The following is a 15,472-nucleotide window of genomic DNA, read 5'->3' on the forward strand; positions in this document are numbered from 1 at the left end:
CCTGCCCGTTAGCGGCAATCTTACAACCATGCACCCTTTAATATTTTTACTATTACTTACGATAATTACTTCGTGTAATAACAATTCAGGTGGCTTGAGATTGCCAACGCCAAAGAATCCTGACGTTAGTAACGAATTTCGTCCATTCTTGAAAGAAGGCATGAAGGAAGTTGAATATTTTACTAGCAAAGAAGTGAGTACTAAACATAAACAACTAATTAAAAAACTCTCAAAGCTCATTGAAACGAATAGTCGGACACAAAAATACTTCCATCAAATTGAGGAAGGTGGAAAACCGGAATACAACTCTAATATTGGAATTAGCAAACAAGAGTATAACCAACTAAACGAACTTTTTTCCTCCGATAAACCGAAAAAGGAAAATGGAAGACTTTCAATTATGCGAGATGGAAATCATTTTAAGTTTCATGGGGAAGGAAGATTGTCGTTATTAGATTCTGTAATAATAAACATCAATAATAAGACGGCCTCTTTCAAAAAATATAATATGAATCTTGTTAAAGACTCCATTGATTTATCAAGTGACGACATCCCAAAAGGTGACACCATAGAAATATATGAATTCTATAGAGGTCCTGACGGTTTATTAGGATTGACGGGTTTAGACGGCGCATATGAATTACTAATTGGGAGACTCAAACCAAGCGATAGAACTTATTTATGGTTTTTCGCCAGGCAGCCTGATATTCTCGAACATCCCATACCTGAATTCATCACAGTCATTATCGACAAATGAAAGACATGCCGCTAACATTCAGTTTTGCGTCAGCAGGGGTCGACGAACAAATCCTCATTGGCAGTACTAGTACCAGCTACATATCCGGCTGACCGAACACCGATGAGCAACACAATATGTTTTCAACTTTTGTATCTTACATAGGCTACAGTTCCGGGCTGAACGTTTTCCAAATACCCTGCCGAACGCAAAGCTGTGGCCATTAGCGGTAATGTAACCGGCGACACTGCAAACTTTAACGATCGACATAAAAATCAGCAAAATAATTTTTGGATACAACTTCCCCTATTTTGGACACATTCCGAAAAACAAGTAAGCTGACCTTTGCATCATCAATTAACAATTAAAAAATTTGACAATGCAAAAAAGAAAATTAGGAAACAGCGGACTTGAAGTGTCTGCATTGGGTTTTGGCTGTATGAATATGAGTTTCGGTTATGGCGAAACCGTTGAAAAGAAAAAAGCCATTGAGATTATTAGAGCTGCTTATGAACAAGGTGTAACGCTGTTTGATACAGCCGAAGCGTATGGACCTTTCTCAAACGAAGAATTAGTGGGCGAAGCTCTTGCACCTTTTAGAGACAAGGTAATCATTGCCAGCAAGTATGGTTTTAAAATTGAAAACAACCAAATAGTTGGATTGAATAGCCGACCTGAACACATAAAGCAAGTTGCGGAAGCCTCTTTGAAAAGATTAAAAACCGATGTAATTGATATTTTTTACCAACACCGAGTTGACCCAACTATTCCAATTGAAGACGTTGCAGGTGCAATAAAAGATTTGGTTCAAGAAGGAAAAATTAAGCATTTTGGGTTGTCAGAAGCAGGTGCAAACACCATTCGCAGAGCAAATGCTATTCATCCTGTTTCGGTTATTCAAAGCGAATATTCTTTGTGGACAAGAGACCCAGAAGAAAAAGTATTGGATGTTTGTGAGGAATTAGGTATCGGTTTTGTGCCTTGGAGTCCACTTGGACAAGGGTATCTTACAGGAAAAGTAAATACTAACCAAATTTTTGACCCGAACACCGATTTACGAGCTACTTTCCCAAAATTTACCAAAGAAGCAATGGAAGCCAATCAGCCAATTCTTGAATTGCTTGCCAACGTTGCCAAAGAAAAAAATGCAACATTAGCACAAATTGCCTTGGCTTGGTTGTTGGCTCAAAAACAATTTATTGTACCTATTCCAGGAACAAAAACAATGGAAAGAATGACTGAAAACAACGGAGCAGTAAACGTAACACTTACCGCAACCGATTTAAAAGAAATTCAAAATACTTACGATAAAATAAACATTGTTGGCGAAAGATTATCGCCTGTTCATATGACTTTTATTGACAAGTAAAATGAATCATTTATTGAAATATTTTGCAACAATGCTACTTCTAAATACAGGAGTAGCTTGTTCGCAATCAAAAAATAGCCCAGTAGTGGAAATAACAGATAATAAAACAGAAGAAAATAAAATCATTGAAGTAATTCGCCTACTAACTCAATTAATGATAGAACGAGATACAAAGGCGATGAATAATATTGTGGACAAAGATTTTACGCTTACACACATCACAGGTTATGTACAAAGTAAAGCCGAATGGTTTCACGAAATTGAAACTGAAAGTATGAAATACTATTCGTACAAAGAAGTAAAAACTTCGGTAAAAATCGAAGGAGACAAAGCTATATTTGTAGGACAGAATTTATTAGATGCAAGAATTTGGGGTAGTAGAAATGCTTGGCGATTACAACAAAAAATGGAATTAGAAAAAAGAGATGACAATTGGATTATTCTACATTCTGTTGCAACAACTTTTTAAAATTATAAATTTGAATAATAACAGCGTATAGAATATGAGTAAACAAAAAATAGAAATTCCCGAAATAAAATCGGTAACCGAATTTCATCGTTTGTTTGGCGTGCCAAAACCCTTACATCCATTGATAAGTGTTATCAACTTTGAAGAAGTAGATTTTATGTTGAGCGATGTATGGAAACATTTTGTAAACGATATGTATTCTGTTTCTATCAAGAAAGGCGAAACAGGTAGAATAAAATACGGACAAACCGAATATGATTTTGACGAGGGAATAATGACCCTTACCGCACCCAAGCAAGTAATAGCTATAGAAGAAGTAGAAGCCATAAAATTAACAGGCTTCAAATTGCTTATTCATCCCGATTTTATTCAAGGTTATCCATTGGCAAAAACCATAAAAGACTACGGATTTTTCTCTTATAGCAATAACAAAGCCTTGTTTTTGTCAGACAAAGAAGAGCAAATTATTTTAAACCTTTTCAAATCCATAGAGCAAGAATATCAGAATAATATTGACCAATTCAGTCAGGAAGTAATCATTGCAAATATCGAATTACTTTTGGTGCATATTGACCGATATTACAACCGCCAATTTCTAACCCGAAAAAAAATAAGTAATGATACTTTATCAAAAATTGATAAGTTATTGACCGATTATTTTAATAATGAACCTAATGAATTGCCAACAGTTCAATATTTAGCCAACGAGTTAAACCTTACGTCAACCTATTTAAGCGATTTGTTGAAAAATTTTACAGGACAAACCGCACAACAACATATACACGAAAAGCTGATAGAAAAAGCCAAAGAATTACTTTCTACAACCAACCTTTCTGTAAGCGAAATTGCCTATCGATTGGGCTTTGAATTTCCGCAGTCGTTCAATAAATTATTCAAAAACAAAACAAACGTTTCGCCTTTGGAGTTTAGGCAGTCGTTTAACTAATTGATATGAGCAAGAATAGATTAGAAGCATTTTCGGACGGAATTTTAGCCATCATCATTACCATTATGATTTTGGATTTAAAAGTTCCGCACAACCCAACGTGGCAAGATTACCTAAATGCTTATCCTGTATTTGCAAGTTATGCGTTGAGTTTTGTTTTTGTAGGTTTATATTGGAGCAACCATCATCATTTATTTCACACTGCAACCAAAGTAAACAACAAAATACTTTGGCTGAATATGTTTGTACTTTTTTGGGAAAGTTTAATACCGTTTGTAACGGCTTCAATGGGCGAAAATCATTTTTCCAACATAACCGTTGCTCTTTATGCATTGGTAATGACTTTAAGTACGATTACGAATATATTTTTGGTAAACAGTTTATGCAAACTGCACGGCTCAAATTCGGAATTTTCAAAATTTTACAAAGGGCACTCTAAAAGTTACATTACCATAGCCGTTAATTTTTCAGCAGGAATTATAGCATTATTGGGCTTCCCAAAAATTGCATTTATCATAATGGTTTTAATGGCTGCTGCTTGGTTTTTACCAAACCATAAAACGGACAACAGTATAACCAACACAAGCGACTAAAATGCACAACCACTTACATGGTATTTGCAAAAGCAGGCCCGGACATTATAACATCAACTCTGTGCAAGTATCAGCAGTAGTTCGGGCCCGACGTTAAATTTTCAGCTTTAGTTCTTAACTTTAACAATATATTTTAAATGGGTATTTGTACGGGGCAGACAGCAATGAATTCCCTGCCCTAGCAAAGCCGCTAACGTTGTACGCTATAAGTTGAAACTTCCCTATTTGACAAAAATTAAAATGACAATAAAACGCATCCTAACATTATTTCTATTTTGCATTTTAGGACAACTATTATTTGCTCAAGACTCTACAAGCAAATTTTATCCGGAAGCTAACGGGACAATTGGTAACAGGACACACGTAAATGCGTTGAGTTTTAGAACTCAAAATGTGACAACACCTTTTTTTGACGCTCTTCATAAAAGATTTTCAACACCTAAAAGCGATGGTGAATTTCTTCAATTCAATGGACACAATAAAAACTGGTCAAAAAATAAAATAATTATTAGAACTAGTTCATCAATAGATATAAATTTAGACCGCAGTAAAACAAACACTATATTCATTTTCGTGGAGACAACAAACAAATATGACTTATTAAAACCCACGAGAACATCGTACAAAAAAATTGTAAAATATTTTTGGGTATTATTTAATAAGACAATAAAAAATGGCAAATCAGACAACTTCGATTAAGACAGACAGCAGAATATTACAGCGTACAACATTGGGTTTGATGCAAATTGGGCTTGACCTTGTAACATCAGCTATTTGCAAGTCCCAGCTTCAGTTTCAGCAGACGAAAAACTGTCAGCTTTTGTACTTAACTTTATCAACATATTCCTGCCTGCCGGCAGGCAGGTTCAATCAGCAGCGGTTATGGGCAGAAGTCCCGAAAGCATTCGGGATAATTCCCAACCTGCATAAAGCCCTGCCCGTTATCAGCAATACCAAATGACGTACTTACCAAAGCGATATGAGTTAGAGAAAAGTCTGTGGACAGAGAAAGACTTTGACACGATGGGCTGGCATGACAGCATTGTTTACGCTATTTCGTTCGGCGAGAATTTTCAGCTATTGTTTGACATTGACTATATTTTCAAATGGGTGCTGACAGGAAAAACCTATCATTTTTGGGTATCGCCTTGTACCCTCGTCTTCGAGAATGTTTACGATTTGAAATTCGACCTCGAGTTTTCCGGGATAGAACTTGAAATAGACGACATAACTCGTAAAAATCCGCAACGACCGAACAACGCTGACCACATCGGGCGGGATATTGAGATGGATTGGTTTATTGAAACACAACAAGGAACAATCTCTTTTAAGTCTGTTGGCTACAAACAATACGTTCGACAGCTTCCGAGCTATTTACCGACGCAGACCATAGAGATAAATGACCGAGGTGGAGTTTCGTTTGACAAAACGACGTCGATATAGGTACTACTGCTAACACCTCTGGCGCAAGTGTTCTTCCGAAGGAAGGTCACTCGTGTCTATTGATCTTAGCGGTTTTTAACCGCAGTATAAACTTACGAGGGATAATAAACCACAACACATCCATAACCCCACTCCCTCACCAATCAATAGCATAAAGTAGTACCCCCGTGCAATGACAGTGGTATACCTAAGCAATGCTTAATATGGTGTGGTGCAATGTGCAGCGAAGGATGCATAAGGGCTAAGCGAAGGATGCTGCACGCTGCAGCGAAGGATGGCGAAGGATGAATATGGATTATAAGCAGTTGTTGCCGGGTTTACCGCAAGCGGTGCAATTGTAAAAAGGCTATAGCGGGTGCCACTTATAAAGTGGAGTAATTAAAAGGTGCTGCTGGTACTGTACTATTTTACCTGTGCTGCAATTATTGTTTCCAACCGGGCCATCATTTCATCTTTTTCTTTCAGCATGCGTTCGTACAAGGCAATTTTTTCTTCGTGAAGTTTTACAAGTTTTTCGATGGGGTCAAACACCGGGTTGATATTGACAACAGAAGAATTATCCTTGAAGTCAGTACAATTAAAAGTATTGGCAATAACATTTACCGCCGCTTCCTCATCAAAATTCTGAATGGCTTCTACCGGTATTTTAAGTACGCCCGATACCCGTTGCAGTATGCCTGGCTCAATGCTTTCCTTCTGCTCCAGTAAAGATATTTTCTTCTGGTTCCAGTCTTCGCCCAGTTCGAGTGCCATGGCCTCCTGCTTAATGCCCAGCATTTCTCTAAAGCGTTTTATGTTGTGGCCTTCGTGTATTTTTTTATCTGTCATTACAGTATTTGTTAGGTAGTAAATGTACTGCTTTTGCTGCATTATTGTAACATAAAAATACAAAAAAAACAAGAATGTGTGGGCGGTATTTGCAGGCGGATGGTACTAACGGGCTGGGGTAAGGTATTTAGCGGTATGGGGTTATTTAAATGCACGGCATAATGGTGTGCCTATGTTGTATTACTATGGCTGTATTGGCAACATTGTGTACCGGCGCCACCGCAATAACAATTATTACAACTGCTGCTTATTTGCATAGTGCACGCAGCATGCCCCTGAAAATAAATCCATGAAAGGGCAAAACAGCCAGCCAGTATAACCTGCCCTTTAAACCCAGCGGGCGAAAAGTAGCGGTTTGTTCCAGTTCGTTATTGTCGTTGATAAAAAATTCGAGCCATGCTTCACCGGGCAGTTTCATTTCGGCATATAAAAGTAGTCTCCTGTCTTTTCTGCTTGCAATGAGTACCCGCCAAAAGTCAAGCGATTCGCCGGGGTATAATTGGGTGGGGCTTCTTCTGCCGCGGCGCAATCCTACGCCGCCCGCCATTTTATCCATCAGCCCTCTTATGCCCCAAAGCCATCCGCCATAGTACCAGCCATTTGTGCCGCCAATGCGCCATATTTTGTCGAGGGTTTTATTGGCATCTGTTACTTTAAGTTTTCGTGTATCCTTAAATGTTCCCTCCTTAGGTACCTGCAAATGCACCGTTACCCCTTTGTATAAAATATTACTTGTGGCCGCATCTTTCCAGCTGGAGAGTACCTGGTCGTTCTCAATTTTTACAAATGCCAGTGCAATTGCCTTTTCGTATGGGGTGGCAGTTATGTGTAATATTTCGCCCAGGTTATTGGGTTTACCAATTACTTCTACTTTCATACTGTCTACCAGGTTTTTGGCCAGTGCATAGCTGGTAGAAGTTACAAAGTATAACCAGTACGAGGATAGCCGCGGTGTTAACACCGGCAATACTATAATTTTTCTTTTAAGCCCCCGTACAACGGCAAATTTTAATAATAATTCTTTGTAGGTAAATATTTCGTCGCTGGTTATATCAAAATTATTGTTGTATGCCACGGGTAAACCTATCACACCTTTTAAGTAGGCCAGCACATCTCTTATAGCCACAGGTTGTGTTTTGGTGTTAAGCCATTTGGGGGTTATCATCACGGGTAGTTTTTCTACCAGGTCGCGTATTATTTCAAAAGAAGCACTACCCGACCCTACAATTATACCGGCCCGCAATGCAGTAAATGCATAGTGCCCGCTTTTTAAAATATGCTCTACATTAAGCCGGGATTGAAGGTGCCTGGATAAATGAGCTTCATTTGCAATACCGGTAAGATAGATGACCTGTTTTACATTGGTTTGCAACATCCGTTTTTTAAAATTTTCTGCCGAGGTGGTTTCCATTTTTTCAAAATCGCCACTGCGTGTACTCATGGAATGTACCAGGTAAAAAGCCACATCAATATCTGCAGGAATGTTTTGCAATGTTTGTTCCAGTAACAGGTCTACTTCTACCACGCTGATATCCGGGTCTTCAAAGCGGTCAATATCAAAGCGGGCCTTATCCCTCACACAGCAATAAACATAGTGATCTGCAGCCAGTAGTTCGGGCAGTAATCGTTGCGCAATATAACCGGTGGCACCTGTAAGTAGTATTTTCAAAATTGTTGTTGCTTGTACTACCGTAAACGTATTAAAGCATTAAAAGTTTAAAAGCAGCGGTAGTTTAACAGCGGCGCTTTTTACGATGCATTTAGCAATAAGCCTCCAGCTCATTAATGCCTGCAACGGCCGTGGTATACAGCGGCAGCACCTTGCCTGCCTGTTTGGGTTTTTGTTGTTACCTGCAGGTGTATATTTTCAAACTGCCGTTGGCAGCTATAGCTGCGCATATTTCGTGCTGTTGAATTTACAAAGCTCACGTTGGTGTTGCCTCCTGGGTATGCTCCTATTGTTTGGTTCAAACTCATGCAGCGGGGGTAAGTATTTTCTTCCGGGTAAAAAGTATTCTTATTACAAGGAACCTGTAATGTGCCATTATACAGCACCCATCTGCTTAGCTCAATTGCCTGCGGACCACTTTAAACGCCAAATTTCTTCCGTGCCCCTGCATAATTGCTAAATTTATCCATGACAATGCGAATTTTTCCAACAGTTCTACTTTGTCGGACTTACCAAAATCAATGCAAGAACCAAAACCACAATCTAAGGCTAATTGCTTAGCAACAGATTTTGCTTTTTCACTTTCGCCAGCCATAAACATATCTATTGCTTCGCCATTATACATTGGATTGAGCATATTTTCGAAGCCTGTGGTATTGAAACATTTGACAATTTCTGCATTAGTTTTATCTGCTAAAAAATGATAGACTGTTTTGTAAGGTTCAGGGCTTTTCATTACTGCATTGGTGGCGTCAATTATGATTTTGTTTGACACATCGCCCAATTGTTCAAAAATTTCAAAAATTGCTGTGGGTGGTGTTGCAATTAAAATGAGCTCTGATTTTGCACTTGCATCTTTGACAGAGAATGCAATTGTATTTGCATTTTTCAACAATTCTTTACCTTTAAAATTGTTTACATCTTGTACACCTAAATTGATATTGTGTCCTTTTTTGGACCAATTGGTGGCTAAAGCGCCGCCAACATTCCCTGTTCCTATAATTGCTATATTCATTTTTTTATTTTTTTTATTTCTTTGCTGTTAATAAACTTAAAGAACATAATTACTGTGGTAGTTTTTTTAATGCCCGGCAAAAACTTCCACAGTAATTTGTGCAATAGCAATGTTTCCCTAAAGAAACATTGCTATTACTGCAAACATTGTTTTAAAACTGTATTGCATTATTTATTCAGCATTTTTACCAATAATTCAGCTGCTGCTGCACCGCTGTTTTGTTGTTGTCCGGTAATTAAATTACCGTCGGCAATGGCATAAGAACTGAAAGGTGCTGAAACTTTAAAAGTAGTGCCTGCAATTTTCTTCGCTTCGGCCTCAATTCTATAAGGTTGAATTTTCATACCCACTGCCTTGTCGGCAAATTCTTCCTCCGCATCAGCAAAGCCTGTCCAGGTTTTACCTTGTACCAATAATTCGCCATTTGATTTTTTGGCTTCCAGCAATAAAGTAGTTGAATGACAAACTGCAGCACTTGGTTTTCCTGTTTCATAAAAAGTCACAAATAATTTTTCTAAGGCTTTGTTTCCTTTAAATGTGTACATGGGGCCCTGACCACCAACCAGGAAAATGGCATCGTAGTTTTTGGCATCAACTTCTGTCAATTTTTTGGTATTTGCCAACATATCATTAAACGATTTTTGTTGCATATAACCTAACGAAATTACATCCCCGGCAGAGTAACCACTTGCATCAGTTGGATTTGAGTAACCATCCATTTCTAATTTTCCACCTTCGGTAGAAACCAATTCTACCTGGTAGCCTGCTTCTTGAAATACACGAAGTGGATGTGTGAGTTCGGCTGCCCAAAAACCAATTGGCCATTGTGTTTGTTTGCTAATAGCTGGCGAACTTGCCACCATTAAAATTTTGCCTTTGGCAGGTGCACCGTGAAAATGTACATAACTGCTTACCTCTGTTACCATTTTTTTAGAATTTAGTTTTTTAGATAATTTTTTTGTTTGTGCCGATAAGGCTAATGTGGTGAGAACAATTAGCGATATTGAAAGTATTGACTTTAGCATATTTGCTTTTTTAAATTTATGTTGCAAAAGTGCAAACTATATCTACCTTTGCAATGTGTACAACCAAAAAGTGCGATACATACTTTTTGGTAAGTATCAATAAAATAATTGGTTACAGCCCATGCCCGATTTTAAATACAACGGAAAAGTTTATTACAATCCAGTACAATTAGTAATGGAACAAATTGGCGGTACCTGGAAAGCTCCAATTTTGTGGCGATTGAAAGGCCAAACGATGCGTTATGGCGAATTGCGAAAAGACATTCCTCATATTTCAGACAAAATGCTAACGACACAATTAAGAGAATTGGAAGAAGACGGCTACATCAACCGAAAAGTATATGCAGTTGTACCACCAAAGACAGAATACAGTTTGACCGAGCAAGGTAAAGACATCATAAAACTTATTACAACAATCAGAAATTACGGATTAAGTATGATAGAAAAACAAGAGCAGGCAAAATAACGGCACGTAACATGATATTGCCAATATTGGGGCTTGAAGAGTAAAGCCCGGCTTTAGTTCTAACTATTTAACTTTATCAAAAGCCAGGCAGCGGTTACGGGGCAGACGAATATAAAATCCCCTGACATCGGCAATACCTGCCCGTAATGTTTTTCCAAAACTATTTTATCAAGTCACAGGCAAACAATATATTTATGGCCCAACAACATCATCACCATGCCTGATACCGATAAATGCCCGCTGTGTAACCGTGACTTAGCCGAGCCCATTGTACGCCACCACCTGATACCACCCAGCAAGGGCGGCAGGGATACCCCTACCGTACCCATGCACAAAATTTGCCAGGCCAAAGTGCATGCGGTGTTTACAGAAACGGAACTTAAAAATTATTACCATACCACAGACCGCATTAAGGAGCATGAAGACATTACCAAATTTATTAAATGGGTAAGTAAAAAAGAGCTGGAGTTTTTTGATACTACTATTAAAAAGAAATAGGTGGAATTTTGGTGCATCATTGCAGCATGCCATATTTACCTGTGTTAATTGTATACAACACAATACAAATCCGAGATGAACAAAAGTATACTTGTATTAGCTTTCTTCTTTTTCTCCACATTTTGTTTTGCGCAAAAAGAAGAAATTGAAAGCGTAATGAATGTTGCTTACAAAGAGATCGTGCCCGCCGGTTTTGAATATTTTAATCTAATAGATTCAAGTATTGATCACACCTTTCCTTTTTGTATATCGCTACCGGATACACTTGACGATAAAGCGTTTTTTATAAACAATCCTGGCTTCCGGATATCGGAGTTTTTACAGATACAATTTCCTGGCCGGTTAAACTGGAAGGATTACGCAATTGAAAAATCAAGGATCTTTGATTATAAATCTATCCCGAAGTTTGAAAGCCAGATCCGGATCAATCACCTGGTGCCTTTTAATACGCCAAAAGAAAAAGTTGCTTTGATGGAGGAAAACAGGGCCTTTAATGAAATTATATTGCCTGTAAAAAAACACTGGGGCCGAAAAAAAACAGCAAAAAAATTAGTAGCGAAGAGAGAAGCGTATGCCGGCAAAATAAGGCCTGAGGATAAAAATTATTTTAGTTTTTCTGCCCCTGTATTTTCTAAAGATCAGCAATTTGCAATAGTAAGATTGAATGCTTCAGGATATGGATTCAGTTGCATTTTTAAGAAAACAGGCTACGTTTGGGCAAAGGTTTACCTGTATAACAGGTGGGTAAGCTGATCAGCTCCCGTTTTTTGTGCGTAACACAGGCAATGCGCCGCACCACAATGTAAATGAGTTTATGACTTTTCTTATCTTCATCATCAATAATTAAAAAACAGTCGTTCATGAATCTTACCGGGCATTGGAAAGGGCAATATACTTATGGTAAAGAGTATGGGAAATTATGGGGCACATCAGAGCCTTTTGAGTTTGACATCGTTGACCAATCAGGTCATATATCAGGGTCCTGCATAGATAATTTGGTAAAAGCAAAAGCGGGCAATGAATCTTATATCCTGGGTAATTTTTCAGGAAAAGAAATAACGTTCAAAAAAAGGTACAAGTACCATTTAATGATCGACGATAGCAATAACCTGTTGAACAATGTAGATTTTGTATCAGACGGTGTTGATTATACCGGCCGGCTTAAAGTAAAATTCTTTAGCCGTAAGCTTTTCTTCTCCGGCAAATGGAGCATTACAGAAAGATTTAAAGACGAGGATAATATGGACCAGATTTTTATTTGTACCGGAACCTGGACGATGATGAAAGTGAGTTAAAAGCCGCCGGTACCGGATTTACAGACTGCCATACTGAGTTTTAAAAACAAAAAAGCTGAGGACTGCATATGAACACCAGGATCAGGAATTTTATTTTTAATGGCTTAACATACGGTATCATATTTTTCCTGTTGGGCTTTGCCGGTTATTATATTTTAAATTTTCCTTTACAAAAGGCCCTGCTTAACGCTGTTCCGATAGGTGTTGTAGTATTTATTGTTAACGGGCTTATACAAAGCCGTTTTACAAAATCTTTAAAAGCCCTGGAGGCAATTACGATACCCCTGCAATATGCGGCAACAGTAAAACTGGATGCACCCGCAAATCATATGATCGACGATCACCTGGTTTCGGGAAAACTATTGCTGACTGAAAACAGCCTGGTATTTATTTCCTTTCAGCAGGAACAATATTCCTGGCCTTTGAACGGTTTACATGCTTTCAGATTTCATTGGTCAATTTTTAATGCCGGCGGGGAATTTATAGCTGAAGATGATAGTAAAAACAAATTGGTATTTGAAGTGGATGAGATAAGAAAGTGGAAGAAAATGTTAACCCCATCGTAGGAAGAAGGCAGCCATTGCAGGTATACTGTGTTAGCAATAACAGCACATTGCTTACATTTGATTATGATGGAAGTAGAAACATTTTACCCGGTGCACCCGGCACTATGTAATCATATTGAGTATTATTATTTCCTGAAAACGGACTCAGCGAATTTTTCCAAAGCCTATTATTCTTTCCCCAACACCAATCACTCTTTTAACATCCACAAAAATATCAGCTGCAAAATAGGGGCAGATTATATTCATATTAATGAGGCCGAACAGGATAATTATACCACTATTATACAGGGAAAATATGAAACCCCTTTATTCATCCAATTAAAAGGAAGGCTGGATAAGGTGACCATTATTTTTAAACCACTTGGCCTTAACCATTTTATTGACCAACCTTTTGCGGCAATAGCAAAAAAACCGTCGCAACTATTCGGCGAATGGCAGCATGATATTGCCTATACCAATTTTCTCCATGCTTTTTACAATACCAATAATAACCGGGAACGGGTAACATTACTTGAAACTTTTTTGCTATCAAAATATCATGAACGCAGCGAGTACCACATGTTATCAAATGCCATTGAACAACTTACTGATTTTGATTCAGAACTTTCTATTGAAACCATTGCCGGCAACCTTGGCATTAGCACCCGTACATTTAACCGTTTGTTTTACCAACAGGTGGGTATAGCGCCGGTAAGTTTTAAAAAGATTGCCCGGTTCAGGCATTCGTTAAAAAACAGGCTGTTTGATGACCAATTTAAAAAGTTAACCGCAATAGGTTATCAAAGTAATTTTTACGACCAGTCTTATTTTATTAAAATGTACCGTAAACTCACCAATGAAACCCCTTCTGCTTTTTTTAAGAAAACCGGGAAGCTGGCTGATGATCAGCTTATTTTTAAATTTATTACAGAATAAAAATAAGTTGGCTGAAAAGTACAATTCTGCTGGTACACTTCTTTGCAATTTGCATTAAAAGAAGCGAATGATGATTAAATATATCCTGGCTGTATTTGTTTGCACCACAATTTCTTCGGGGTGCATGGCTCAAAAAAGTATTACTGTAAAATTACATTCCCGGTATGTAAATGAAACTATTCCCTATACGGTTTGGTTGCCGGCAAACTGGGTGCCCGATGAGAAGTACACTACCATTTACACCTTTAGTTACGGTGCAAGCGATGCCGCATTTACCGTGCAACAGATACAATACCTGAATAAACTGCACATAACGCCACTGCCACCGGTAATTGTTGTAAATGTATGGGCGGATATGGACAGGATGGGATATAATTATGAAAGCGGCTTATTAACGGTAAATGGTACCAGGATGCTGGAATGTTTAAAAAACGAGATCATTCCGCAGGTGGAACAGAAGTATAAGGCCAGTAAGTTCAGAACCTATATGGGGCAGTCCTATGGTGCCAGTTATGGCAATTACCTGTTCATGCATCAACCTGAATTGTTTTCGGGCTATATACTGATGTCGCCGGAAAAATTATCTGCTGCACATCCCCCATTTGACATTACACCCGGGCTTGCCGCATTTTACAGCACCAGGCCTACTTTTTATTTCCTGGCTTCGGGTGCGCTGGACCTGCAGCGTAGACAGGATTATACCAAAGAAATAGCAGGCAAAATAAAACAGCTGGACAGCTCCACATTCCATTACCAATATTATAACCTTGCTGAGGCCGGTCATAATAATTCTACCGCTATGGGTTTACCCCTGGCACTGGATTTTATCTATCAGCAATATACCCCCGACCCGGAATTAAACGGCGAAAGTGATATGTTAACCAGCATCAATAAATACGCCACCTCGCTTACTAATTTATATGGTACATTACCTGAAAAAAACGTGGCTACTGTGTACCTGCCTTTTCTTACCTATACCTGGCAACATAAGGATAGTTCTGCTATGAAGGCTGTCATTAGTTATTTTCTCACTGAAAAAAGCGGTGGCAGGCAGCTCAGGGACTTTGCCTATTCCTGTGTAGTAGTGGGTTTAAAAGAGAAAGCAAAAGAATTATATCAAAGGGCTATTGATAAAATATCTGCCAGTGAAATGTCGCAGAATATGGGGCCTTCCTCTCTGATCACCTGTTACAGGGAACTTGCATTTAATGTACTGAACAACGATCCCCGTGCCGGGTGGGCGCTGCTTCAAAAAGCACTGGCTACCTGCTTGCTGCACAAAGACAATATTTATATCGGTTATTACCCGGATATTTATTATTACCTGGGGCAATTTGCAGTCAACAATAATTTTAACCTGAAGAAAGGATTGGATTATCTTTTAGTGTACCAGGCAAAAAGACCCGGGCTGGTGGATATTATTCATGATAATATTGATGGGGTGTATTACTATACCGGTAAATGTTATTTTATGCTTCATGATTTTACCAATGCCAGGCTGTACCTGAAAAAAGCAACAGACTATAACCCGGCTAATAAAGCAGCAAAGGAACTACTGCTAAAGGCAGAACACCAGTGAGCATAATACAAACAAAATACCTTTCTTTCAAGGTGTCTGTTAAAGGCAGGTTTGTTGCGC

The 15,472-nt window shown here is 38.4% G+C and carries 18 protein-coding genes; 14 read left to right on the top strand and 4 right to left on the bottom strand.

What is annotated here, in order from left to right:
• Nucleotides 1-94 precede the first annotated feature (94 nt).
• The 7 genes from ACYVM0_RS04125 (at nucleotide 95) to ACYVM0_RS04155 (ending at nucleotide 5,556) form a co-directional block, all read left to right on the top strand.
• A complete protein-coding gene (locus ACYVM0_RS04125) occupies nucleotides 95-757 on the top strand; it encodes a hypothetical protein (protein WP_460552883.1) in 663 nt (220 codons plus the stop codon).
• A gap of 358 nt (nucleotides 758-1,115) precedes the next feature.
• Complete coding sequence (locus ACYVM0_RS04130; RefSeq protein WP_460552886.1) at nucleotides 1,116-2,105, top strand: aldo/keto reductase; 990 nt, start codon at nucleotides 1,116-1,118, stop codon at nucleotides 2,103-2,105.
• Nucleotides 2,106-2,118: 13 nt separating this feature from the next.
• Nucleotides 2,119-2,574, top strand: a complete 456-nt coding sequence (locus ACYVM0_RS04135; protein WP_460552889.1) for a nuclear transport factor 2 family protein — start codon at nucleotides 2,119-2,121, stop codon at nucleotides 2,572-2,574.
• A 34-nt stretch (nucleotides 2,575-2,608) separates the two neighbouring features.
• The gene (locus ACYVM0_RS04140; RefSeq protein WP_460552892.1) at nucleotides 2,609-3,520 is read left to right on the top strand and encodes a helix-turn-helix domain-containing protein; all 912 of its coding nucleotides are present in this window, start codon (nucleotides 2,609-2,611) and stop codon (nucleotides 3,518-3,520) included.
• Nucleotides 3,521-3,525: 5 nt separating this feature from the next.
• On the top strand, nucleotides 3,526-4,113 hold the full coding sequence (locus tag ACYVM0_RS04145; RefSeq protein ID WP_460552895.1) for a TMEM175 family protein: 588 nt from the start codon (nucleotides 3,526-3,528) through the stop codon (nucleotides 4,111-4,113).
• A gap of 225 nt (nucleotides 4,114-4,338) precedes the next feature.
• On the top strand, nucleotides 4,339-4,812 hold the full coding sequence (locus tag ACYVM0_RS04150) for a hypothetical protein (protein ID WP_460552898.1): 474 nt from the start codon (nucleotides 4,339-4,341) through the stop codon (nucleotides 4,810-4,812).
• A gap of 258 nt (nucleotides 4,813-5,070) precedes the next feature.
• Nucleotides 5,071-5,556, top strand: a complete 486-nt coding sequence (locus ACYVM0_RS04155; protein ID WP_460552901.1) for a hypothetical protein — start codon at nucleotides 5,071-5,073, stop codon at nucleotides 5,554-5,556.
• A 402-nt stretch (nucleotides 5,557-5,958) separates the two neighbouring features.
• Here the strand turns inward: ACYVM0_RS04155 and ACYVM0_RS04160 are convergent, their stop codons facing one another.
• The 4 genes from ACYVM0_RS04160 to ACYVM0_RS04175 all read right to left on the bottom strand — a co-directional run bounded on the left by ACYVM0_RS04160 (nucleotide 5,959) and on the right by ACYVM0_RS04175 (nucleotide 10,093).
• Nucleotides 5,959-6,384 (bottom strand): helix-turn-helix domain-containing protein, encoded by a 426-nt coding sequence (locus tag ACYVM0_RS04160; protein WP_460552904.1) that lies wholly within the window; start codon nucleotides 6,382-6,384, stop codon nucleotides 5,959-5,961.
• A gap of 247 nt (nucleotides 6,385-6,631) precedes the next feature.
• The gene (locus ACYVM0_RS04165; RefSeq protein ID WP_460552907.1) at nucleotides 6,632-8,053 is read right to left on the bottom strand and encodes an SDR family oxidoreductase; all 1,422 of its coding nucleotides are present in this window, start codon (nucleotides 8,051-8,053) and stop codon (nucleotides 6,632-6,634) included.
• A gap of 394 nt (nucleotides 8,054-8,447) precedes the next feature.
• Entirely contained in the window at nucleotides 8,448-9,068 is a 621-nt protein-coding gene (locus ACYVM0_RS04170) for an NADPH-dependent F420 reductase (protein WP_460552909.1), read from the bottom strand.
• A 167-nt stretch (nucleotides 9,069-9,235) separates the two neighbouring features.
• Entirely contained in the window at nucleotides 9,236-10,093 is an 858-nt protein-coding gene (locus ACYVM0_RS04175; protein ID WP_460552912.1) for a type 1 glutamine amidotransferase domain-containing protein, read from the bottom strand.
• A 121-nt stretch (nucleotides 10,094-10,214) separates the two neighbouring features.
• Between ACYVM0_RS04175 and ACYVM0_RS04180 the strand changes: the two genes are divergently transcribed.
• From ACYVM0_RS04180 to ACYVM0_RS04210, 7 genes are all read left to right on the top strand, one after another.
• Entirely contained in the window at nucleotides 10,215-10,559 is a 345-nt protein-coding gene (locus ACYVM0_RS04180) for a winged helix-turn-helix transcriptional regulator (protein ID WP_460552915.1), read from the top strand.
• Between the two features lie 216 nt (nucleotides 10,560-10,775).
• The gene (locus tag ACYVM0_RS04185) at nucleotides 10,776-11,057 is read left to right on the top strand and encodes an HNH endonuclease (protein WP_460552918.1); all 282 of its coding nucleotides are present in this window, start codon (nucleotides 10,776-10,778) and stop codon (nucleotides 11,055-11,057) included.
• 75 nt (nucleotides 11,058-11,132) lie between these two features.
• Nucleotides 11,133-11,810 (top strand): hypothetical protein, encoded by a 678-nt coding sequence (locus ACYVM0_RS04190; RefSeq protein WP_460552921.1) that lies wholly within the window; start codon nucleotides 11,133-11,135, stop codon nucleotides 11,808-11,810.
• Nucleotides 11,811-11,917: 107 nt separating this feature from the next.
• A complete protein-coding gene (locus ACYVM0_RS04195) occupies nucleotides 11,918-12,352 on the top strand; it encodes a hypothetical protein (RefSeq protein WP_460552924.1) in 435 nt (144 codons plus the stop codon).
• A gap of 68 nt (nucleotides 12,353-12,420) precedes the next feature.
• Nucleotides 12,421-12,918 carry a hypothetical protein gene (locus tag ACYVM0_RS04200; protein WP_460552927.1) on the top strand — a complete coding sequence of 166 codons (498 nt, stop codon included), beginning with the start codon at nucleotides 12,421-12,423 and terminating at the stop codon, nucleotides 12,916-12,918.
• Between the two features lie 63 nt (nucleotides 12,919-12,981).
• Nucleotides 12,982-13,833: a helix-turn-helix domain-containing protein gene (locus tag ACYVM0_RS04205; protein ID WP_460552930.1), complete on the top strand. Its 852-nt coding sequence runs from the start codon at nucleotides 12,982-12,984 to the stop codon at nucleotides 13,831-13,833.
• Nucleotides 13,834-13,900: 67 nt separating this feature from the next.
• On the top strand, nucleotides 13,901-15,412 hold the full coding sequence (locus ACYVM0_RS04210) for an alpha/beta hydrolase-fold protein (RefSeq protein ID WP_460552933.1): 1,512 nt from the start codon (nucleotides 13,901-13,903) through the stop codon (nucleotides 15,410-15,412).
• The last annotated feature ends 60 nt before the right edge of the window (nucleotides 15,413-15,472 follow it).

The organism is Ferruginibacter profundus, from assembly GCF_054783275.1.